22 protein-coding genes are annotated in these 22,246 nt (G+C 59.1%); 3 read left to right on the top strand and 19 right to left on the bottom strand.

Annotated elements, in window-relative coordinates:
* Nucleotides 1-3: 3 nt before the first annotated feature.
* From DXD94_RS03890 to DXD94_RS03855, 8 genes are all read right to left on the bottom strand, one after another.
* Nucleotides 4-879 (bottom strand): transporter substrate-binding domain-containing protein, encoded by an 876-nt coding sequence (locus DXD94_RS03890; RefSeq protein ID WP_117763273.1) that lies wholly within the window; start codon nucleotides 877-879, stop codon nucleotides 4-6.
* Nucleotides 880-887: 8 nt separating this feature from the next.
* Nucleotides 888-1,619 carry an amino acid ABC transporter ATP-binding protein gene (locus DXD94_RS03885; protein ID WP_055251548.1) on the bottom strand — a complete coding sequence of 244 codons (732 nt, stop codon included), beginning with the start codon at nucleotides 1,617-1,619 and terminating at the stop codon, nucleotides 888-890.
* A gap of 416 nt (nucleotides 1,620-2,035) precedes the next feature.
* Nucleotides 2,036-2,479, bottom strand: a complete 444-nt coding sequence (locus tag DXD94_RS03880; RefSeq protein ID WP_117743340.1) for a GatB/YqeY domain-containing protein — start codon at nucleotides 2,477-2,479, stop codon at nucleotides 2,036-2,038.
* A gap of 54 nt (nucleotides 2,480-2,533) precedes the next feature.
* Nucleotides 2,534-3,754, bottom strand: coding sequence for a peptidylprolyl isomerase (locus DXD94_RS03875; protein ID WP_117743341.1), 1,221 nt, complete (start codon nucleotides 3,752-3,754; stop codon nucleotides 2,534-2,536).
* A gap of 135 nt (nucleotides 3,755-3,889) precedes the next feature.
* Nucleotides 3,890-4,354, bottom strand: coding sequence for a PTS sugar transporter subunit IIA (locus DXD94_RS03870; protein WP_117743342.1), 465 nt, complete (start codon nucleotides 4,352-4,354; stop codon nucleotides 3,890-3,892).
* 152 nt (nucleotides 4,355-4,506) lie between these two features.
* Entirely contained in the window at nucleotides 4,507-5,208 is a 702-nt protein-coding gene (gene purN / locus DXD94_RS03865; protein ID WP_117763272.1) for a phosphoribosylglycinamide formyltransferase, read from the bottom strand.
* Nucleotides 5,198-6,301, bottom strand: coding sequence for a phosphoribosylformylglycinamidine cyclo-ligase (gene purM, locus DXD94_RS03860; RefSeq protein ID WP_117743344.1), 1,104 nt, complete (start codon nucleotides 6,299-6,301; stop codon nucleotides 5,198-5,200). Before purM ends, purN begins: the two co-directional genes overlap by 11 nt.
* A gap of 157 nt (nucleotides 6,302-6,458) precedes the next feature.
* Nucleotides 6,459-8,129, bottom strand: coding sequence for an amidophosphoribosyltransferase (locus DXD94_RS03855; RefSeq protein WP_117743345.1), 1,671 nt, complete (start codon nucleotides 8,127-8,129; stop codon nucleotides 6,459-6,461).
* Nucleotides 8,130-8,414: 285 nt separating this feature from the next.
* Here DXD94_RS03855 and DXD94_RS03850 point away from each other — a divergent pair, with 285 nt between their 5' ends.
* On the top strand, nucleotides 8,415-9,644 hold the full coding sequence (locus DXD94_RS03850; protein WP_117743346.1) for a putative ABC transporter permease: 1,230 nt from the start codon (nucleotides 8,415-8,417) through the stop codon (nucleotides 9,642-9,644).
* A 90-nt stretch (nucleotides 9,645-9,734) separates the two neighbouring features.
* Here DXD94_RS03850 and DXD94_RS03845 read toward each other — a convergent pair whose 3' ends face one another.
* The 9 genes from DXD94_RS03845 to DXD94_RS03805 all read right to left on the bottom strand — a co-directional run bounded on the left by DXD94_RS03845 (nucleotide 9,735) and on the right by DXD94_RS03805 (nucleotide 17,792).
* On the bottom strand, nucleotides 9,735-10,154 hold the full coding sequence (locus tag DXD94_RS03845) for a molybdenum cofactor biosynthesis protein MoaE (protein WP_117763271.1): 420 nt from the start codon (nucleotides 10,152-10,154) through the stop codon (nucleotides 9,735-9,737).
* An 83-nt stretch (nucleotides 10,155-10,237) separates the two neighbouring features.
* A complete protein-coding gene (locus tag DXD94_RS03840; RefSeq protein WP_117763270.1) occupies nucleotides 10,238-11,233 on the bottom strand; it encodes a class B sortase in 996 nt (331 codons plus the stop codon).
* Between the two features lie 35 nt (nucleotides 11,234-11,268).
* On the bottom strand, nucleotides 11,269-11,733 hold the full coding sequence (gene purE, locus DXD94_RS03835; RefSeq protein WP_006235810.1) for a 5-(carboxyamino)imidazole ribonucleotide mutase: 465 nt from the start codon (nucleotides 11,731-11,733) through the stop codon (nucleotides 11,269-11,271).
* Nucleotides 11,734-12,346: 613 nt separating this feature from the next.
* Entirely contained in the window at nucleotides 12,347-13,255 is a 909-nt protein-coding gene (locus DXD94_RS03830; protein ID WP_089572591.1) for an ROK family protein, read from the bottom strand.
* A 24-nt stretch (nucleotides 13,256-13,279) separates the two neighbouring features.
* The gene (locus tag DXD94_RS03825) at nucleotides 13,280-14,767 is read right to left on the bottom strand and encodes a glycoside hydrolase family 1 protein (RefSeq protein ID WP_089572592.1); all 1,488 of its coding nucleotides are present in this window, start codon (nucleotides 14,765-14,767) and stop codon (nucleotides 13,280-13,282) included.
* Between the two features lie 85 nt (nucleotides 14,768-14,852).
* Entirely contained in the window at nucleotides 14,853-15,194 is a 342-nt protein-coding gene (locus DXD94_RS03820; protein ID WP_117734788.1) for a PTS lactose/cellobiose transporter subunit IIA, read from the bottom strand.
* 2 nt (nucleotides 15,195-15,196) lie between these two features.
* Complete coding sequence (locus DXD94_RS03815) at nucleotides 15,197-15,493, bottom strand: PTS sugar transporter subunit IIB (protein WP_089572594.1); 297 nt, start codon at nucleotides 15,491-15,493, stop codon at nucleotides 15,197-15,199.
* 48 nt (nucleotides 15,494-15,541) lie between these two features.
* Complete coding sequence (locus tag DXD94_RS03810; protein WP_089572595.1) at nucleotides 15,542-16,834, bottom strand: PTS sugar transporter subunit IIC; 1,293 nt, start codon at nucleotides 16,832-16,834, stop codon at nucleotides 15,542-15,544.
* Nucleotides 16,835-16,988: 154 nt separating this feature from the next.
* Nucleotides 16,989-17,792, bottom strand: coding sequence for a ChbG/HpnK family deacetylase (locus DXD94_RS03805; RefSeq protein ID WP_233502133.1), 804 nt, complete (start codon nucleotides 17,790-17,792; stop codon nucleotides 16,989-16,991).
* Between the two features lie 252 nt (nucleotides 17,793-18,044).
* Here DXD94_RS03805 and DXD94_RS03800 point away from each other — a divergent pair, with 252 nt between their 5' ends.
* The gene (locus tag DXD94_RS03800) at nucleotides 18,045-18,866 is read left to right on the top strand and encodes a MurR/RpiR family transcriptional regulator (RefSeq protein ID WP_117734789.1); all 822 of its coding nucleotides are present in this window, start codon (nucleotides 18,045-18,047) and stop codon (nucleotides 18,864-18,866) included.
* A 20-nt stretch (nucleotides 18,867-18,886) separates the two neighbouring features.
* Here the strand turns inward: DXD94_RS03800 and DXD94_RS03795 are convergent, their stop codons facing one another.
* The gene (locus tag DXD94_RS03795) at nucleotides 18,887-20,275 is read right to left on the bottom strand and encodes a glycoside hydrolase family 1 protein (RefSeq protein ID WP_117734790.1); all 1,389 of its coding nucleotides are present in this window, start codon (nucleotides 20,273-20,275) and stop codon (nucleotides 18,887-18,889) included.
* 251 nt (nucleotides 20,276-20,526) lie between these two features.
* Here DXD94_RS03795 and DXD94_RS09640 point away from each other — a divergent pair, with 251 nt between their 5' ends.
* Nucleotides 20,527-20,871, top strand: coding sequence for a hypothetical protein (locus DXD94_RS09640; RefSeq protein ID WP_157758013.1), 345 nt, complete (start codon nucleotides 20,527-20,529; stop codon nucleotides 20,869-20,871).
* Nucleotides 20,872-21,089: 218 nt separating this feature from the next.
* Here the strand turns inward: DXD94_RS09640 and DXD94_RS03785 are convergent, their stop codons facing one another.
* On the bottom strand, nucleotides 21,090-22,232 hold the full coding sequence (locus DXD94_RS03785) for a YhcG family protein (RefSeq protein ID WP_117734791.1): 1,143 nt from the start codon (nucleotides 22,230-22,232) through the stop codon (nucleotides 21,090-21,092).
* Nucleotides 22,233-22,246 lie beyond the last annotated feature (14 nt).

Below are 22,246 nucleotides of genomic sequence, written 5' to 3'. Positions count from 1 at the left end.
CGCCTACACAAGACCCCAGGTCTTGACCTCTTGATCGAGCCAGCCGTCGGCCAGGCGATCGCAGACCACCCGATCGACCACGGCCGAAAGGTCGCAGTCCTTCTTGGTCGCCACGCCGTAGCCCTGCTCGCCAAACTTGACCTCGGGCTGCAGCAGCTCGACGGTCTCATTCATATAGCCGGCCAGCGTGGAGCGGTCCATGGCAAAGACGTCGATATTGCCGGCGTCGAGCGAACTCTTGATGATGGGATAGCCGCTAAAGGCCCTAAATTCGGGCTCGCAGCTAAAGCCGTTATCCTTGATCATCTGCTCGATCAGGCCCTGTGTGGTGGCACCCTGGCTCACGCCGATGACCTTGCCGTCCAGGTCCTCAATCGAGGAAAAGCCCGAACGCTTCTTGACCATGAGTCCCACGTAGTCGGTGCGATACGGCGTCGAGAAATCCCAGCTCTTCTTGCGCTCGTCGGTGATGGTGTAGGTCGCCGCGACCACATCGAGTTGGCCGTTGTCGATCAGCGGGCCGCGCGTCTTGGGCGTTACGTCGGTAAACTCGACCAGCTCCTGGGCGCGGGCCTCCTTGTAGCTCACATCAAAGACGGCGGCGGCAATCTGGTAGCACAAATCGACTTCCATGCCCTCAAAGCGACCCTTGGCGGTGTCGTAATAGCCGTAGCCGGGAACGTCCTTCTTAACGCCGGCATTCAGATGACCGCGCGACTTGATGGCCGCAAGCTTGGAGCCCTTGTCGGAGGCCTCGCCGCTGGTGGAGTTGCCGCAACCGGTGAGCGCGGTCCCCGTCAGCGCGAGCATGCCAGCGCCCGCCAGCTGCAAAAAGTGACGGCGCGACACGGCCGCCCTCGTCATATCCGTCATGTCCATCACCGCGCCTAATGCAGAATCTTGGACAGGAACTCGCGGCAGCGCGGGTTCTCGGGGTTATCGAAGAAGTGCTCGGGCGTGCCCTCCTCCAGGATGCGGCCGTCCTCCATAAAGATGACGCGGTCGGCCACCTGGCGCGCAAAGCCCATCTCATGCGTCACGCAGATCATGGTGATGTCCTCCTGCGCGAGCTCAATCATAACGTCGAGCACCTCCTGCACCATCTCGGGGTCGAGCGCCGAGGTCGGCTCGTCAAACAGGATGATGGGCTGCTTGGTGCACAGGGCACGGGCGATGGCGATGCGCTGCTGCTGACCGCCCGAGAGGTTTTGCGGATACTCGCCGGCCTTATGCGCCATGCCGACGCGCTTGAGCGCGGCGATGGCGATCTCGGTCGCCTCCTCCTTGCTCTTCTTTTGCAGCTTGATGGGCGCGAGCGTCAGGTTGCCGAGCACCGTCATGTTGGGATACAGGTTGAACTGCTGAAACACCATGGAGCTGTACTTGCGAGCCATCTCCAGGTGATTCTTCTTGGTGAGCGGCGTACCGTCGATGATGACCTCGCCCGATGTGGGCTCCTCCAGATAGTCGACGCAACGGATGAGCGTCGACTTGCCCGAACCGGAAGGCCCGATCATTACGAGCTTCTCGCCGCGCTTGACGGTGAGGTTGATATCTTTGAGCACATGCAGGTCGCCAAAGTACTTGTTGAGATGCTTGATCTCGATCATGTCTGCCATGAATGCCCCTTCCCTGCGTTTACACGAATTGCATCATTGTACGGAAAGAATCGCGTTTCCGCAGCCCACACTGCACCCCCGTAAAGAACCCGCAATCTTCCACCCACTCGTTGGCACCCATTGGGGACAGACTTAAATGAGTACCTGCTCATTGGGCACTCATTTAAGTCTGTCCCCAATGGGTGCCCCACCAAAAAGGGGCGCGACCATGACGGCCACGCCCCTCAAGACCCGAAAATAATACAACCGCCCTTGTTGAGCATAAGTCAGCGAAAACCCGTACACGCGAGCAAGGTGACGTGAAATGAAAGGGCGCAGACCTTATGGTCGCGCCCTTGAAATTGAACGTCAGATTGCCGTGTGTGTGGGTTTGCAGCGTCGAGCCGTTACGCGGTTTGGTAAAACCGCGTAACAAATTACGCCAATTTGGCTCCGACGATCTTTGCCGCCGCAGGCTTGTCGAAGTTGCCGCCGGTGGCCTTGCCGAGTGCACCCATGACCTGGCCCATCTGCTTCTTGGACGTGGCGCCCAGCTCGGCGATGACCTGCTCGATCAGGGCCTCGAGTTCCTCGCCCGAAACCTGCGCGGGCAGCAGGCTCTCCAGAATCTTGACCTGCTCGGTCAGGTTGTCGGTACGCTCTTGGTCGGTGCCGGCCTTGATAGACATCTCCAGCGTCTCGCTTGTCTGCTTGATCAGACGTTTGATCATGCTGTTGACGTCTTCCTCGGTCACGTCGCGGCGCTCATTGACCTCGATGTTCTTCACCTCAGCCTTAACCTGGCGAATGATAGACAGGCGAACCCTGTCCTTGGCCTTCATGGCCGCAATCATTTCCTTCTGCAGCTCTTCGTTGGTCATCTGCAAACCCTCCTCAATAGTGCGGGCGGCACTCACACGAGCGCCGCCCCATGATTACTCAGTCGTCGACGAATCGTCGGTCGAACTCTTGGTGACGCCCTTCAGGCTGACGTTGTACGGCACGTCCTTGGGCATGGGGTTAACGGTAATGTCGGCATCCTTCTTGTACTGCTCCAACCACTCGCTATACGCAGTGCTCTCTGCCTGCGTCTTCACCACGTTGGAGACGTACTTTTTGATGGCCTTGGGCACCTGGTTGATGTCATCGACCTGATTATCGACATGGAAGTAGTCGGTGCACTTGATGATGTGATAGCCGTACGTCGACTCGACCACGTCGCTCACATCGCCCTTGTTGAGCCCCTCGAGTGCCGCCTGGTAGCTGTCGACGAAGGTGGTGAGCTTGTCCCAGCCCACGTCACCCTTCTTCTCCTTGGAGCCGGTGTCGTCGGAATACTGCTTCACGGCGTCTTCAAAGCTCAGCTCGCCGGAGTTGATCTTGTCCAGGCACTCCTGCGCCTTAGCCTTGGCGGCAGCCTTGTCCTCGTCGGATGCGTCGGAATCGACCTTGATCAGGATGTTCGACGAGCGGCGGGCATCGTTGTAGTTCGACAGATTCTCGTTGATGTAATCGACGATCTCGCTGTCCTTGGGCTTGCTGGTGGGCGCCACGGCATCTTTGAGCTTTTGCTGCGCCAGGCTCTCCTTGAGCGAGCTCTTATAGGTGTCCTCGGTGTAGCCGTAGGTCTTAAGGGTCTTCTTAAAGGCCTTGGCACCGCCCGCGCTCTTGCACGCGTCCTTCCAAGCCTTCTCGACCTCCTCGTCCGACACCGTCACGCCGTTCTCCTTCTGTGCCTGTTGAAGCAGAATCTGCTGCGTGTAGGAGTCGATGAGTTGCTTGCGGTACTTCTTGGGCGTGAGGTCGTTGTCGACCAGATACTGCGCCCAGTCCTTGTCCTTGGTGTAGCCGTAGGACGTGCGCATGCTCATGATCTGCTTGGTCACGGTGTCCTCGGTGAGGTTGGTGCCGTTGATAGTGGCAGCCACACCGCCGGTAAGCTTGTAGCCCGAGGTATCCTCTGCTTGCGACATAAGGCCGGAGCACGCCATGGCCGAGACGGAAAGCAGCATCGCCAACACACCGATGACCACCAGAACGATCTTGACGGTCTTAGACACGTACGTCTTGCGCTGCTTCTTACGAGAGTTGGAGGCAGCGCGAGCCTGCTGCTCGGGCGTCGGCGCGGCCTCGGAGTTCTTTTTCTTATTTGCCATGTTTGGCCTTTCGCATCACGAATCGAACAAACGCCATTGTGTCACAACGCGGCCCCCGCGACAAAGGGGGCAACCCTGGCACTTGGGGACGTTCCTTTTCTGCCGGCAGTTAGGGACTGTCCCCAAGTGCCGGCTTTAAAAGTGGCGGCGGATGGCGTCGACCATGCCTTGAGGTGTGGTCTGGCCGAGCACATCGGCCGCGACATCCGCGTCCATAAAGATGTTCATGAGCGCCTGCAGGGCCTCGACCTGACCGCCCGGCTCGGCGATGCCCAGATTGATGACGATCTGCGCCGGCACCGGAGCGCCCATGCCAGCCATAGCGTTAAATGTCACGGGCGCGGCGGGCTTTACCACCGCGATATAGGGCTTGGCTACAAACCCCGGATCGGTATGTGGAATGGCGATATTTGCCGCCGGCATGGCAAGACCCGTGGGATAGGCATCCTCGCGCATGCGGACGGCATCGAGCCAACCGGGCGCAGTGTAGCCGCGAGGCGCAAGCTCGTCCTCGAGCCGCGCAAACACCTCATCCGGCGTCGCGCACTCCCAATCAAAAAACACCAGCTCAGGCGTAAACAGCGCTTCGTTATCCGCCATGCGCTCACCTCTCTCACCTAGTCACCTGCGACGTTCTTAAACGACTAGTCATTCAAGAACGTCGCAGGTGACTACCTAAAACAAAAGGTGGCCACGCGCGCCTTGGCGCCAATGACCACCCTGACTACTCGGATAAATTGTACTGTGCGCCGCTAGCCGCGAGGCGCGTCAATTGCGACCTTGCCGCTCTCCAGCACGTGGACGCGGCCGTCGGCGAGCATCTGGACCACCTCGGGATACAGGACGTGCTCAATGGCATGGATGTGCTCCTCGAGCGTGTCGACGTCCCAGCCTTCCTCGACAGCCAGCGCACGCTGGGCGATGATGGGGCCATTGTCGTAGATCTCGTTGGCAAAGTGCACGGTCACACCGGTCACCTTGACGCCGCGCGCAAAGGCATCGTCGATCGCATGCGCGCCGGTAAAGCTCGGCAGCAGCGCCGGATGCAGATTTACCACGCGGTTGGGGAACGCCGCCAGCAGGGGCGTGCGGACCATGCGCATGTAGCCAGCCATGACCACATATTCGCAGCCGCGCTCGAGCAGCTCGTGCGCAATGATCTCGTCGGCGGCAATAGGGTCGGCATAGACATCCTTGGAAAGCGTCAGCGTCTGAATGCCCGCACGCTCGGCACGCTGCAGGCCCTTGGCCGAAGGACGGCTCGAGACCACCAGCTCAATCGAAGCATTGAGCTTGCCAGCGGCGATCAGGTCGATCAGCGCCTGCAGGTTGGTACCCGAACCGCTGATGAGCACACCGATCTTGAGCGGCTCGGCCGTATCGGTGCCGGTCGGACGGGCATAGGGCACAAAGTCCAGGCCCTCGGCGGCAGCCATCTGCCCGTTAGCGCTCATCGGAGTACACGACCTTACCGGAACCCTCGACGCACTCGCCTACGCGGAATGGCTTCTCGCCCAGCGCGACCAGGGCCTCGGTAACCGCGGCCTCGTCCTCGGGGGCGACGATCAGGCACAGGCCAACGCCCATGTTGAAGGTCTTGCATGCCTCGTCGGGCGCGAGCTCGGCTTGGCGCGACACGTAGGTGATGACGGGCGGAACGTCCCAGCCCATCTCAGCGCCATTGCGGGTGACCACGGCGTCGACGTCGTCGGCGAGCGCGCGGTTGAGGTTCTCGGTAATACCGCCGCCGGTGATGTGGGCAATCGCGTGCACCGGAGCGCCGCCGCGCAGCAGCTCAAGAATCGGCTTGACGTAGATGCGCGTGGGAGCGAGCAGGGCGTCAGCGAGCGATGCGCCGCCGAGCTCCTCGAGCGGACGGCTCAGCTCCTCGGCCTTAGCGGCGGCCTCGGGCGTGCCCGGCTTAATGCCGTCGACGCCGATGACCTTGCGCACGAGCGAGTAGCCGTTGGAGTGCACGCCGGTGGAAGGCAGGCCCAGGATTACATCGCCCGGGCGGACGTTTGCGGGGTCGAGCATCTTGGGACGGTCGACGACACCCACGGTAAAGCCGGCGAGGTCGTAATCGGCGGGGGCCATGACGCCCGGGTGCTCGGCCATCTCGCCGCCCACAAGCGCGCAGCCCGCGAGCTTACAGCCATCGGCCACGCCCTTGATGATCTTTGCCATGTGCTCGGCCTCGATGTGACCGATGGCAACGTAGTCCAGGAAGAACAGCGGCTCGGCGCCCGAAGCCAGAATGTCGTTGACGCACATAGCGACCAGGTCCTGGCCCACCGTCTCGTGACGGTCCATGATCTGGGCGAGCACGAGCTTGGTGCCCACGCCGTCGGTGCCGCTGATCAGGATCGGGTCTTCCATATCCTTAAGCGCGGCAGCCGAGAACAGGCCACCGAAGCCGCCAATGCCGCCGATAACCTCGGGGCGATTGGTGTCCTTGACCATCTGCTTAATCGCGTCGACGGCGCGGCCGCCCTCGGCGGTATCGACGCCGGCATCCTCATACGTCACATGCTTGCTGTCGCTCATCTGAGCCTTCCTCTCCCATTACCGTGGCGCCGCGCGGGCGCCAAACGGTGCTCATAGTTGCGTTCATTTCGGCGCGCGCCATAACAGCACGCGCCGCCATATCAACAAAACAGCAGGTAAAACCTACCAAAATAAACCTGTCCCTTTTTGGCAGGCTTTAGGCCTCGCCGTGTTCCTCTTCCCAGCTGCGGTCGTCGTATTTCTCGACCACGGCGTCGTCGTCAAAGTGCAGCGGCTTGTCCAGGTTGCGGGGCTTAAAGCCCTCCATAAATTTGTCGCGGCCAAAGCTCTCGGGAATCGCCACGGGATAGCGGCCGGTAAAGCATGCATCGCAATAGCCGCCCTTGGGCATGACCTTCAGCAGGCCCTCGACCGAAAGGAAGGCCAGCGAATCGGCGCCAATGTACTCGCAGATCTCATCGACCGTCTTGTTGGCACTGATGAGCTGCGACTGCACGTCGGTATCGATGCCGTAGAAGCACGGCCAAATGACCTCGGGCGAGTTGATGCGAATGTGAATCTCCTTGGCGCCGGCGTTACGCAGCATCTTGACGAGCTGCACCATGGTGGTGCCGCGCACGATGGAGTCGTCGATGACGACCAGGCGCTTGCCCTCGATGTTGTCGCGCAGCGGGTTGAGCTTCATGCGCACGCCCATGGCGCGCAGCTCCTGCGTGGGCTCGATAAACGTACGGCCCACATAGCGATTCTTGATGAGGCCCTCGCCAAAGGGAATGCCGCTCTCGTGCGAATACCCCTCCGCGGGCGGCAGGCCGGAGTCGGGCACGCCGATGACCAGATCAGCCTCGACGGGCTCCTCGTGTGCCAGCTGGCGACCCATGTCGTAGCGGCAGGCGTAGACGCTCTTGCCGTTCATGATGGAGTCGGGGCGGGCGAAGTAGACCTGCTCAAAGATGCAGTTGGCAGGCTCTTCGGCTGCAGGTACGCCCTGCTCGGATACCAGGCCCTCGGCGCTGATGCGCAAAATCTCACCGGGGCGGACATCACGGACGTACTCGGCACCCACGATGTCGAGCGCACAGGTCTCCGAGGCAACGACCCAGCCGCCAGCGCGCGTGACATGGGTGGTGGCGTCGACCGTCGCGGCGTCGTCTTGCGACGGCAGCTGCGAAACGGATGCGGCATCGGCTTGGTCCAGGCCCTCGTCCACGAGCTTGCCCAGCACCAGCGGGCGAATGCCGTGCGGGTCGCGGAAGGCATAGAGCGCCTGCTCATTGATGAGCGTCATGGCGTAGCCGCCGCGCACGAGTTCCATGGTCTTACGAATGCCCTCGCGCAGATGGCCTGTACGCTGAGTAAAGTAGCCGATGAGCTTGGTCGCAACCTCGGAATCCGAATTGGAGAGGAACGGCACGCCCAGCTCGATCAGCTGGCGGCGCAGCTCGTCGGTGTTGACCAGCGTGCCGTTGTGAGCAAGCGCGATAATGACGCTGTTGATGGTAGAAAGATGCGGCTGAGAGGCTTCCCAGCTCTTGGCACCGGCGGTGCCATAGCGCACGTGGCCCACGGCCAGCTGGCCGGAGAGCGTCGACAGGTCGGCGTTGGAGAACACGCGGTCGAGCAGGCCCAGATCCTTGCGGACCATAACCGTGCCGCCGTCACCCACGGCGATTCCCGCCGATTCCTGGCCACGGTGCTGCAGCGCACGCAGGCCAAAGTACGTCAGTCGAGCCACGTCGCGATCGGGCGCCCATACGCCGAAAATGCCACATTCCTCATGCAGCTGGTCGGAGTCCGGATCATACGTCGACATGGTGTTCACCTGTCCCGCGGCACGCTCGGCCGCGCGGATGGTTTCTTGAGACATGGCATCCCCTCAGAGCCTCGTATTTTGGCGTTACCCACCTTATTATACGCACGGCAGGACAAGCACTCCCGCGCATGAACAGCGCTTTTTAAAAGCCCACCGAGCTAATAATCAGTTTTGTAGCCAAACATTTTATCGGTCTGTCCAGTGCAAGCGCCCGCGCCCCCAGATGGCCGACGTGTCCACCGTTGGGGATTACAAAGTTGCAATTGGGTCGTTTGTCCTGTCTTTTGGCAGGTCGGCGGCGTATCCTTATAACCTGCAACAAAGCGAGAAAGGTTATGTATGGATCGAAATGAACTCGACCCCAGCGTCCCCAGCGCCACCGAGGTCAAGAAGATCCCCCTGATCATTAAGGTGTACGCCGCCCTGTGCATTCTGTCCGGCGTGGGCACGCTCCCGTCGGTCGCCGCCTTTATGTGGCAGGTCATCACCGCGCTCATCACCGGCAACACCGCCGCCAAGCTCGGCGACAACACGCTCGTCGCGGTTGGACTCATCGTCGCCGGCATCATGCTCTCTGCGGCAAGTGCCGTCATCCTGATCATCTTTGGCCTGGACCTTATCAAAAACCAGCGCCGCAACGCCGCGCGCCTGTCCTATATCCTTATCGCATTTACCGTCGTTGAGCTTTTGGTCGACGTGATGCTCCAGGGTATCGGGCCGTTCTTGCTGCGCCCCGCCATCCAGCTCGGCATCCTCGTCGCGCTTTCGGCCACCGTCGACCCCACGCTTCGTCAGGAGCGCGAGCTGCAGCGCCGCCTGCAGGAGATGCTCGATCGCGACGCCGCCGCCGAGGGCATGCTCGGCCGCGATGAGACCGGCGAAGGCTACATCAAGCTCAACTACTTCAACCTGTTCTGGGTATTCTTTGTCTGCTGCGTACTCGGCCTGATCCTGGAGGACATCTGGCATATGACGGTCGACGACCCGGGCGTCTACCAGAACCGCGCCGGCATGCTGTTTGGCCCCTTCAGCCCCATCTACGGATTTGGCGCCGTACTCATGACCATGGTGCTCAACCGCTTCTACAAAAAGAACCCCATCATTATCTTTTTGGTGAGTGCCCTACTTGGCGCAAGCTTTGAGGTGTTCGTGGGCTGGTTTATGCAGACCTCGTTCGGTGTGGTCTCGTGGAACTACTCGCACATGAAGCTCTTTGGCATGCCCGACCCACTCGCCGTCCTTACCGGCGGACGCACCTGCACGGGCTTTGCCTGCCTGTGGGGCCTGGGTGGCCTCATCTGGATCAAGCTGCTGCTGCCGAGGCTGCTCAATCTCATCAACATGATTCCGTGGAAGAGCCGCTACTCCGCTACCGTCATCTTCACCATCATTATGCTGGTCGACGGCGTCATGACGCTGCAGTCGCTCGATTACTGGTACCAGCGCGTCAACGGCACGGTCAGCGATATTCCCGTTGCGCAGTTCTACGGCACGTACTTCGATAATGAGTATATGGAAAATCGTTTCCAGAGCATGACCATGAGCCCCAAGGATGCGACGCGCGTGTAGCGTCCACCGCGCCCAAAACGCAAAATGCCCGCCGGTATCACACGTACCGGCGGGCATTTTTATAAACGAGCCTTCTATCGACGTAAGCCTCTACGCCTCGCGCTCGACCTCACTCACACACTCATTTTTGATGGTGCCAACGAGCGCCTGCAGCGCATCGACCACATGCGGACGAACGTCTCCGCCAATGAGCACGAGCATGATGTCGTCGCCCACGGCAAGCTCGCCGCTTGCCAGCCACACGCGCACATAGCCGATACCAGGCATCGCGCGCGTGGCCTCGATAGCAGCCTGCACCTTCTGAGCATCGAAGCCGAACACCACGCCGCCCACCTTATGCCCAGGCGCCACGCCATCGGTCTCGACTCCGCGCACCTCGGCCTTGGGCGTCGCACGCACCACACCGTTGTGTGTCAGGTACATGCCGCAGCCAGCCGCCGAAGCATCGGCCTTAGCCTCACGCAGCCAAGCATCAACCGAAGGCATCGTTTTGCCATTCTCGAGCATCATTTCTCCCTTACCGTCCCAAATTAGCTACTCTAGGGCAATTTAGCTAATTTGGGACGGGGCTCTTTTAGCTACCCCTGGATAATCTACTCCTCGACCGGCGTGAGCACCATGACGACGCGCGTGTTGCTCAGCGACAGCGAGCGACAGGTCACGAGCGTCACGACCTTGGTTGCTGAGGCGGCGCGGTCGCCCGCATCGCTCGCCACGGCAGAGGCACCGTCGAGCATCTCGGACAGGTAGTTCTTAAGCCCGTCGTCGCCCTCAAAATTGCGCGTACGCGCCTTGGCATACGTGTCCTCAACGACCTTGGTCGCCAGCGGACGCAGCTTATAGGTGGCGTCGCGCGTGATGTAGTACACGCACTCTATGCTGTCGAACGTCGCCTGATCGGTCGTGCCCGAGATCACATTGAACATCGATCCGTCGTTCATGTGGTGACCATAGATCGTAGTCTGCTGATCCACCATGCCGGGCGCAGTGTCCTCGTAATCCAAGAAGATGGCACCCGATGCGTTGGACGTGCCATCGAACAACGTGTTGAGGTACTTGGAATTATCAGTAGCCTGCACTACGGGATAGTTAATGTTGGTGCCCGGTACGTAAATCCAACCGACGACCTCGGGATTTGTCTGGGCAAGAGCATTGAAATCGATAATCGGCACGCCGCTAGCGTCCTTATCGCTATACTGCCGTTCGATCTTTTGATACGACTCGCTCGCCTGCTTGTAGCCAATCTGCGCATTGATAAAGATGGCGGCAGCGGCAACGATCAGACCGATACCGATAATGATGAGCAGAATGGGAATGACGGACCGGCGTTTCTTGCGCGGCGGCTCGGTGTAATCCGACGGCGCGGCATGCGATGAAGACAGGGGCGGCTTCTTAGCGGTGCTATAAGACGAAGGACGATACGCAGCCGGCGTATCCTGACGACGATGGGATGTCGGCGTTACGGGACGCGGCGCGCGCGGCTGCTGAGGAGAGGATGTCCGACCCTGCTGTGCCGCACGGGCAGCACCCGGCTTCGACGGATCGGGAATCTGAGGAACCTTGAATCGTTTTCCCTGATAGTCGGACATGGCTCTCCTTATACTGCGGTGAAACGGCGGAACGCCTAGGCGTCGGCCATCTCCTGCTTCATCTTCTCGATAACCTTGCGGTACTCGGGGTCGCATGCGCCCAGAATCTGCGTGGCGTAAATGGCGGCGTTCTTGGCACCGTTGATGGCAACGCAGGCCACGGGCACGCCCGAAGGCATCTGCACCATCGACAGCAGCGAATCCATGCCGCCCAGGTCACTCGTCTTCATAGGCACGCCGATGACCGGCAGCGGCGTAAACGCAGCCACGACACCGCCCAGGTGAGCAGCCTTGCCGGCAGCAGCAATAATCACCTTGATGCCGCGGTCGGCAGCAGTCGAAGCCCACTCGTGGACCTTCGCCGGCGTGCGGTGCGCGCTCGCAATGACGAGCTCATAGGGCACACCGAGCGCCTCGAGCTCGGCGGTACAGCCTTCCATAACGCCCAGATCGGACTTGGAGCCCATGATGATCCCGACAACCGGCTTCTGATCTGCCATAAACAAAGACCTCCTGTTGAGAGCGGTGTCGCAGCGAATCCGCGACCCTTAACTACTGAGAGTAGTATAGCTGCTCCCGTCCCTGCGGTCCCCGGGTGCCCCGCGGCGGGCCGGGTTTTTATCTTCGCTCCCCTTGCTTCGCAAAGTCGCTCCGATAATAAACCCGGCCCGCCGCGGGGCACCCGGGGACCTACCGGGGATTGCTATGACGTACGTTGGCTAATTTGGGTTGGAATGAAAGGTTTGCGGAGGGTAGTGGACAGTTAGTTCAGATACGTATTTTTTGGCCGTGCCTCTTGGCGCTACTAGGGTGATTTGAAGTCACTTTGAGCCCCATAATGACCTCTATCGCCCTTATTTGAGCGTCTCCACCGGTTCGGAAAGTCAAATTCAGCCCAATCGGGCTCAGGTCGGCCTTTACACACCCTCTGAAAAATACGTATCTGAACTAACTGTCCAGCGACATTCTCGATCAACAGCAAAAGGCCTCCTGGCGAATGAAAATTCGCCAGGAGGCCCCTTACAAAACGTGGGCTCCTTCGTTCGAATGAACGAAGGAGCCCATACTCTTTTTTTAGGACAGGAGGCCGCGAGTCGGGCCACCAGCCGCCAATCAATCGCACTCGCCAAGCGAGCGGCGCAGCGTGCGCACAGCGCCAAGCAAATTGGCATCGTTGCCGTTCTGTGCTGGCTTGATGCAGGGCCTCGGTATGATGGGAAGAACGTGAGCCTGATCCATCATGCGCTCAAATGCCTCAAACAGCTCGGGACGGGCGCTGATTCCGCCGCCGACCACGATGACCTCAGGGTCGATGACCGACTGCAACCCCATCAGCATGTTGTCGAAGACCAGCGCGTATGCATCCAGACCGCGACGAGCGTCCTCATCCCCCTCTTCAATCCAAGAGAAAATCCGATATCCGTCAATATCATCGGTCGGATCAATCCCCTTCGCCGCACACACCTGGTCTCGGAGCGCCCGCCAGCTGGTGACATCACCGTACACCGACCCAAAGGTCACGGGCTTGCGCACATCGTTGCTCACAAAGCACACGGTGCCGGCGAGATTGTGCGCGCCTCGCAAGATGTGACCGTCAACAACGATGGCACCGCCGAGACCCGTACCGATCACCACCATCAACCCCAGGGAGACCCCCTTCAGCGCGCCGACGGCATATTCTCCCAGTGCCGCGCACATCGCATCGTTCTCGATGGTTACGGGAAGCCCCGTGCTCTCGCGCAAGATGCGACCGAGCGGATATCCGTCCAAACAGTGAAGGGCGCCGCCTCCCCCAACCACGCCATCGGAATCGCCTTCGGAAAAGACTCCGGGCATACTTATTCCCACACCCCTCACCCGGGCGCGATGGGGCTCGATCACCGAGCGGAACGTTTCGATAACCTGGTCGGCGGGCGAGGTGCATGTTGGGATACTTCCGTGCTCCTCAATGTGGTAGTCGGCGTTCACCACCGCCCATTTCACCTGAGTGCCGCCCGCATCTATACCGAAATAGCAGTCCATAATCTTATCCCCTGTCCCATAGGGTTAGTCCAGGTCCTCGCCGTTGCTCTCGATGACCTTCTTGTACCAATAGAAGCTGTCCTTGCGGCTGCGCGCGAGCGTGCCCTTGCCCTCGTCGTCGCGGTCGACGTAGACGAAGCCGTAGCGCTTGCGCATCTCGCCCGTGCCGGCGCTGACCAGGTCGATGCAGCCCCACATGGTGTAGCCCATGAGGTCCACGCCGTCGAGTTCCACGGCATCCTCCATGCTCTGGATGTTCTTGCGCAGGTAGTCGATGCGGTAGCCGTCATGGATGGAGCCGTCGGCCTTCACCTCGTCGCTCCAGCCGATACCGTTCTCCACGATCCAAAGCGGCTTGTGATAGCGGTCGTAGAGCTCGTTCAAGGCGATGCGCAGGCAGTACGGATCGGTCGCCCAGCCCCAGGCGTTGGTCTCGAGGTAGGGGTTTTTCACCATGCCGAAAGCGAGATTGCCGGACGCGACCTCGAGCTCCTTCTGGCGCAACGATACCGTCGAGCCTCCGTAGCACGAGAACGACAGGAAATCTGCCGGATAGGTTGCGAGAAGCTCGAGGTCGTTCTCGCCCATTTCCAGCTTGATGCCCGCGCGCTCCATCTCCCTCAAGCGATAGGCGGGATAGTGGCCGCCCACCTGCACGTCGGCATACCACAGCGCGTCACGCTCGCGTTCCATGGCGAGCAGATGATCGGCGGGGTCGGCGGAATAGGAGTAGATGGGGTTGTACGCGAGCATCTGACCCACCATGATCTTAGGGGAGATTTGGTGCGCCGACCGAACCGTAAGGGCAGACGCCACGAACTGGTTGTGCGCCGCCTGGGCCTTCGCATGGGGGCTCCCATCCGTAAGCCCGCCCGCCATGAAGCTCCCCATGCTCATCATGTTGATCTCGTTGAAGGTGAGCCAGTACTTCACCTTGCCCTGATAGTGCTTCATGACGCAGGTGGCGTAGCGCACGAACAGGTCGATGAGCTCGCGGCTCTTCCAACCGCCGTACTTGTTCACGAGCGCGAGCGGGGTCTCGTAGTGCGAGAGCGTCACGAGCGGTTCGATGCCGTACTTAGCGCACTCGTCAAACACGGCGTCGTAGAACGCTAGACCCTCGGTGTTGGGCTCAGCCTCCTCGCCCGTGGGGAAGATGCGCGCCCAGTTCATGGACAGGCGGAAGCACTTGAAGCCCATCTCGCCCATGAGGGCGATGTCCTCGGCGTAGTGGTGGTAGAAGTCGGTGGCCGTGTGGCTGGGATAGTAGTAGCCATCAACCACCGCCACCTCCAGCCCTTCAGGAAGTCCCTCCTCGCAAACCGCATACACGGGAAGCGCGCCGGTTTCCCCTGTCGCGGTATTACGCCACGTTATCTGCCGTGACACCGTATGGCTACCGCTGGTCATGGCGTCCGAGGTGTTCGGTCCTTTGCCGCCCTCTTCCCAGCCGCCCTCATACTGGTTGGCGGCGGTGGCGCCACCCCACAGGAAACCTTCCGGAAATGCCATTGGGTACCTCCTCGATCGTGAAAACATCTTCATGAAACGGGAAGACGGGCTGCATGGCAGTCCCGGCTTCCCGTCAGATAATCAGTTAGGCGCTTGCACCCATGCGTTGATAGACCGTGATGAAGCGCTCGGCAAGGATACGGAAGCCCTCAGCGCTCATGAGCTGATCCTCCGCATGCAGCAAGATGATGCGAAACGGCAGCTCCTCGCCGCTGGCCTCTTGCTGAAGCAGTTTCATGTGAGCGTCGTGGCCTGCGTTGAACACCACGTTGCCCTCGTCGATAAGTTTCCGGGCGGCCTCAAAATCACCATTCTCGGCACAGGCTATCGCTTCGAGGTAGCAGCTGCGCGCGCTCCCCACCTGAGCGACGATAGAGAAGCACGTCATTTCAAACTGATCGATCGCTTCTTGTTTGATCTCTGACATGGCTATGCCCCCAGCAACTTTCGAGCCTGTTTGAGCACGGCCTCGCCGTTCATTGTCCCATACGCTGTCATATCAATCGGCTCCACCGGACAGTTCACTTGATTCTTCACCTTGTTGAGTTCAAAGCGAACCTGCGGTCCCAGCAGGATAACGTCGCTATCCGCATATTCCGCCGCTTGGTTGACAGGGTGCGCCTCGATGGTGCACACGAAACCGTCTTTTTCAGCCGCCTGTTGCATGCGCTGTACCAGCATGCTCGTCGAAGCGCCCGCGGCGCACATAAGTACGATATGTTTCATCCTACGCTCCCAACCTCATGGAAAATGATGGTGTGAATATGAAAATCCCTATGCGGCCGATTCCTCGAGAGCGGCCTGCTCCTCTCGCAACGCCTGGCGATCAGCCATAAGGGTGAAGGGGGTATACATGAGCACCGACACCGCCAAAACCGCAACCGAGATCACCAGGCACCCGATGCCGCCCTGCATGAATGCGATGACCGGCTGGGGAAGCACCCAGGGAAGCTGAATCGTGGGATTGAACGCAGCCCCAAGACCGAGGGCGTAAAGCGCCTGGACCACGATGGCGCAGACCGGGATGTTCAGCACGAACGGGATGAAGTACGTGGGATTCAGCACGACCGGCAGACCGAACATGAGCGGCTCGGAGATATTGAAAAGCGACGGAACAAGCGCGATGCCGCGAATCGCCTTGAAGCGCTCGGACTTGGTGAAGAGCAGCGAGATGCTGATGCCCAGGGCGTTAGCCTGGCCACCGATGGCGGTGCCGAGCGCGACGACGGCCCAAGCGCCATAGGGCAGTGCCTCGCCCGCGATGATGGCCTCGGTGTTAGCAGCGCTGCAAGCCATGATTACCGGAGCGTAGAAGTTGAGCATCACGTTGGGGTGGACACCGAAGAACCAGAAGATCGACTGCAGCGAGCACACGATGATATAGGCCAAAGGAGAGGCACCAACCATCGTGACCGGCGTGCCGATCAAGGTGTTGATCATATCGAACAGGTTGCCCCACGGGGTGAAAGAAAGACCCCACTTGGCGAACCACACCGCAGTGAATAGCACGATGGCGGCAAACATCGGCGACAGCGAGTCTGCAACCATGGGCGGAACCATATCGGGGAGCTTGATTTCAAGCTTGCTCATCAAAATGGCTGTCACCTTCGGCACGATCAGGCCAAGCAGAATGGCGACGAAGATGCCGTTCGATCCCATGTACGACGTGTTGATGAAACTCGCCATGGGAATATCCTCGAACGATTGCTGCGGCATGAATGCCAAAAACACCGCGCCGCTCACGATGCCACCGGTATAACCGCTAAGGCCGCATACCTTACCCCACCTCAAACCGATGAAGAAGGAGATGTATATACCCATCATGTTCATGGTAACGGTGAGGATGGAGTTGCCGGTCGCCATGAGACCGCTCGAAACCACCCAATCGGAGAACCCCGGAATGGGGAAGTTGATGAGAATCGCGATAACCGAGACGCCAAGGGTCATGGGCAGCGTGCACATCATGCCGCCCATGAGGGCGTCGAGCATCTTGCTGTCAGCAACCTTGCTTGCCACAGGTGCGATTGTCTTATCCATTATGTTTTGGATCTTGTCGAATACCGCCATGTTTCAGCTCCAATCTTTGCAGTGAACCCTATCGATGCCCGTGTGCGGCATCTTCCCCTCTAGATAGCGCATCCACCTCTCTTCAAAATCACAACGACGTGCTTCAGGCAGTACGCCATTCAGCGTGAATTGGCGAGATTGCCCCAGCGGACGCTTACGTCAGGTCCGCGTACGTCACGAGCCCCACGTCCTGCTCTGCAAGCCATGCGGCGACATCAGGGTCGACAAGCATCGCGGCTTCCCGGATGCGGGCCTCGAGCATGGTCGAGTTATCTCGCAAGTACGCGTCGATATAACCTGGGTGAAACACCATGAGACGGCATATCCCTTCCGGTGTCGTTTCAAGCGCCTCTCGAAGCGCCGCAAAGGGATCCGCTTCATATGACGAGAAATCCTTGGGAACATAGGAAAGCACCGGCGTCGAGCGAAAGGTGACTGGCTCGCCCGGAGCACCCATCGCGAAATAGGGCAGGCCGTGACGCTCGGCAACGATCTCAAGGCCGCGGAAGAACATGGGGCTTGCGACCGCATGTCCCTCGAAGTAATCGGGCTCACGCCCGACGAGCTCAAGGAATCGCCGATACTGCGCCTCGATTTCGATAATGACCTCGTCAAGCACCACGAAGTCCTCCCCAGCCCGCGCGGCGGCGCGATATGCTGAGCTCCGCTTGAAATTGCCATCATCGTCAACGATGCTCGAGATGAGCGAGGAATCGCTGAGGGGCCTACCCGTGCAGATATTGGTGTGCTGACCCAAGCAGAGATCCTTGATTTGCAGGCGCGCCAAACCGCTTTCTGCAAGCGGCATGTTGGTCATGACGCCCACCGAGCGAATGAGCCCCGCTTGGACCGCGGCCGCTATCCCGCAATTAACACCGTCGCTGTAACCTAAATCGTCGGCGCGCAGCAATAACCGCTTCATCCGATCCTCCTCAACCGATATCTCGTCGAGCGGCAAAGCAACGAAGCGATGCCCTGTGTAGAGCCGATGCCGTGTTCCGGCGGGGCGGCAAGCTTCGTCGTCTCTTCTTGCATTAAGTATGACGCCGGCTATATCCAAAATCGGTTACATGCTGTGCCACAAGGTTGCGAGATGGCTACGCGAGTTTCATAACGTGAAACTCCGCAGGAATACCGGCATGTTTGAGCTATAGTTTGGTCAAATGAGGCCCTCTTATTCGGGCCACTGAGCATAAAGGGGACAGCCATCATGGAAAAATCCATCTCGATGGGATCGGTTGCCGAACGGTTGCTTGACTACATCGACACCGCAATGCAGCACGACACCAACTACGAGATAGCGACCACGCTGGTGAAAAACTACAGCAAGCTGAGCGAGCTCTCGATTGGAGAAATCGCCGACATGTGCTTCGTCTCGAAGGCTTCAGTGTCGCGATTCTGCCGGTTTATGGGTTTCGCTGATTTCAAGGACCTGCGCAACCAGCTTGAACATGACGTCCTCAAAACCGGGTTGTTTCCACATGCCTTTGTAGAACAGCTGTCAAACGACACGGAAGGCGCTCTGGCATCCTACCGGGAGGCGATCCTGCTCAATATCGAAACGACCGTCTCGGCGGCAAACATCGCGAAACTGCCCGCCATTGTCGATGATTTGCACGACAGCGGGCATGTCGCGTTCTTCTCCCACCACTTCCTCTGGGACGTGGGCCGCTACTTCCAAAGCAGGCTCACCATCATGAACCGCCTCATCGAGCTTTACCTCGATTATTCATCGCAGCTCGCCTGCGCGCAATCGCTCACCAAATCCAGCCTCGCCATCATTTGCAGCATAGGGGGAACATACCCCATTCGTTATCCAGAAATCGTCAACGCACTCGCCGCCTCCGGCTGTCGTCTTCTCGTCATCACACAAAACACCTCAAGCGCCTACTGGAACCATGCCTCCTGCATACTGAGCTGCGGAGTGACCAACAACATCGACACGGGCAAGTTCGGTGCGCTTGCCGCCATCGACTTGATAGTCATGGAATACCTGAGGCGTTATGGAGCCGATTCCGGTACTGGCGAGTAATCTCGTCGGACCACCGACGCTCAGCAGGGCAAGCCGTTTTCTCTAATCACGTCCTGATACCAGAAGAAGCTGTCCTTCCTGAAACGAGCGCATTGCTTCGCATCGGTTTCCGTGCGATCGACATACAGAAGGCCGTAGCGCTTAGTGAACCCCTGATGACTTGAGCATAGATCCATGAGGCTCCAAACGCAGTAGCCGAAGACGGGATAGCCTTCGCGAATGAGCTCCTCGACCTCGCCCAAATGTCGTGAAAGGTATTCGATGCGCACGGCATCATGCACCCTGTTCTCCTCGTCAAGTGACTCGGAAAGCGCCATGCCGTTCTCCGTGACGATCATCGGAAGCTGGTAGCGATCGTAGAGCTTGCGCATGCCCACGCGAAGCCCAAGGGGGTCGATGCCGTTCGACATCCACTCGGTCGGCGCGATCGCAGGGTTATCGCAGAGTTCGAAATCCCCGCCCGACCACGGAGGGAACCGGTCGAAGCGGATGGGCTCCGTGCGCTCATGCGCACAATTGCTGAAATAGTAGTTCACCCCAAGAAAATCGGGCCTCGTCGCGACCAGGATGTCGTGGTCCCCGCACTCAACAACAGGGTAGAAACCTTCGCGCTCCAGGTAATAGCGCGCATAAGGCGAGATGTCGCCGCGCACACTCAGGTCGAGCAGGTAGTTCTGCATCATCTCCTCGGCGTTCATGGCCGCAAGCACATCCGCCGAAGCGCTCGTCCGCGGGTTGACCACCTGCATGGCGACAACGGGGCCGATCTGCGCATCGGGGTCGATCTGTCGCAGGCACGCGATGGCGCGATGCTCGGCAAGAGCGACATGATAGCTCATCTGGTAGGCGTTCTTCTGCCGTTGGCGCGGATCGGTTTCGGTGTCACCCGTGTTGCTGGGCGCGGAGGTCGCAATTAGCTGTTCATTCACGGTAACCCAGCGCTTGACGCGCCCCTTGAAGTGCGTGAAGCAGATTTCGGCATAGCGCACATAGAAGTCGATCATCTTACGGCTCTTCCAGCCGCCGAAGGCCTCGACCAACGCACTCGGACATTCGAAGTGATACAGGGTGACCAAGGGCTCGATCCCTCGCTCCAGCAGGTAGTCAATCAGCTGGTCATAAAACGCCAAGCCCTCAGGATTGGGATCCCCCGAGGCATCGGGCATGATGCGGCTCCAAGCGAAACCCATCCGGTAGACCTTGATGCCGAGCTCGGCCATGAGGTCGACATCCTCACGCCGGTGATGATAGTGGTCCGAGGCGATCTTGTTATCGGCGATGCCGGGACGCCCCGGGCCGCGATCGGTGGTTGCCGGACCTTTGCCTCCTTCATCATACCCACCCTCAACCTGAAAAGCGCTGGTGGAAGCACCCCAGAGGAAACCTTCGGGAAACCGGTGCTGAGTCATGAGTTCAACCTCTCGTCACGGATGTCACTTCTTGCAACTCCCGTTATAACGGATGTACGAACCAAAGCCTGTTACTCATTCCCGGGCAATGTTTCACGATTTGAAAACGGCCGTGCCATCATGCACCGCAAACTCTAAAGAACATGCCGTCGCGAAGGCCAAGCCTCATGCCCGCCACCGTCACGTGCCGGCGCCGCACACCGCCAAGCCGCTACTCCCCGTCGCGGAAGGTCAGGAGGTCGCGGTAGTCCGTGTCGCGCGTGCTGCCCGTCTTCGAGAACGGGTTCACCGAAGCAGGACACCTCATCCTCAAGATCTACCTCCTCGACGAAACCAAGGTCGATTTAGGAGACGCAACGTTACTACAGCGCAGGGAAAACGGCCCGCCGAATAAAATCGGATCGATCCCCCGTCTTTCGGTCGATTGCCACCACCATGGATGCCGGAAAGCGCACGGTAACTGCAACAAGCGGCTCATCAGCAACAACGCCAGGCCTGACATGGATGCGCTCAAGACGACCCGTCCAAGTCTCTTGCTCAAACTCTACGCTCTCGCGCTCGATATCTTCGTCTGTCAGGACCGATCCATCAGCTAGTTTGTACTCAGTCATTATCTAGAACCTCCCTCTCAGACAAACCATGCTTGAGAGCATTGCGGTGGACAATTGCCATGGAAGTATCCTCTCCTCCAGGCAGAGTTTGTCATACTCATTGCATGACAAACTCTGCCTTGATACGTTCCCCACCCCATGCTCATCGGCAAAGCTCAAGGCCATAAGCGAAATAAGCTTCTAACACCGAACAATTCCTACCGCTACCCATCAGACCTCTCCAGCAACATCCGTAAGTCATCGATGGGCGGCAGAGCATCGAGCAACTCTCGTGGCATATCCTTCGACGTCTTATAGGTGGCCACACCCATGGGTTTTGTGAAGTCTTGGATCACATAGTCAACAAATCCCTTGTCCATGTCTTTGCAAAGCACAAGGCCTATGGAGGGATTCTCGTGCTCGCGACGCTCAAAGTCGTCCAGGATGCGTAGATAGCCAGAGAGCTGGCCGAGATAGGCCGGCTTGAAGGGGCCGCTCTTGAGCTCGACTGCAACTAAACAGTTGAGGTCGCGGTTGAAGAACAGGAGGTCGATGTACTGATCGATGCCAAAGGCGTCGAGATGGTACTGGTTTCCCACAAACGCGAAGGCTCGACCGAACGTCATGATGAACTGCTTGATATTCTGCACGATGCCTTGCTCTAACACGCGCTCGTCGACATCCTCCGCATCGCGCACCCCGAGTTCCTCAATATTGATAAAGTCGAGCAGATACTCGTCCTTGAACGTGGCGATAGCGCGCAGCGCCTGCTGACCCTTTGGCAGCGTTGAGAGGAAGTTGTTGGAGACCTCTCCTTGATGATGAAAGTCGTCCGCCTTCAGCGAGCGTTTGAGCGCCTCCACACTTAAGTGCTCAAATGCGCACTTGTGAATGTAGAAGAGCCGCTCGTCAAGGGTCTTAGCACCTGCAAGGATATACCGATGATGGGTAAACCCAATCGCTAAAAAATCATCGAGAGAACATGTGTTTGAATTCGGCACTTGCAAGTGACGAATTTGCAGAAGGCCACCGTCTGAAGATTCGTCACTCACGAGTGACGAATCGAGAAACGCCTGTTCATCGCCCGGAGCAGACCAAGCTTCAAAGAAGATTCGCATATATTTGAGACTTGTTGTGGAGAAGCCCCTGAGTCCTGGCAGCTCCTTCCGCAATTGTTCGCTGATGGTTTTGAGCGCGTTGGTTCCCCACGTGCCATTGCGCGTGTTGGCGGAGACGTAGCCTCCCACGGCGAAATAGAGCTGCAGCTGCTGAGCGTTGGCGCTCTTCGCCGCAGCATACTGCGCACGCAATATCGCCGTCTTGATGGTCTGAACTTCCTCACGATAGCCCGTAATCTCTGACATCATGGCGTTCTCCTCTT

This window comes from Collinsella sp. TM10-22, assembly GCF_003466125.1.
GTDB lineage: Bacteria > Actinomycetota > Coriobacteriia > Coriobacteriales > Coriobacteriaceae > Collinsella.
The sequence above is the reverse complement of the archived record's forward strand: the minus strand, read 5'-3'. Positions and strand labels throughout refer to the sequence as shown.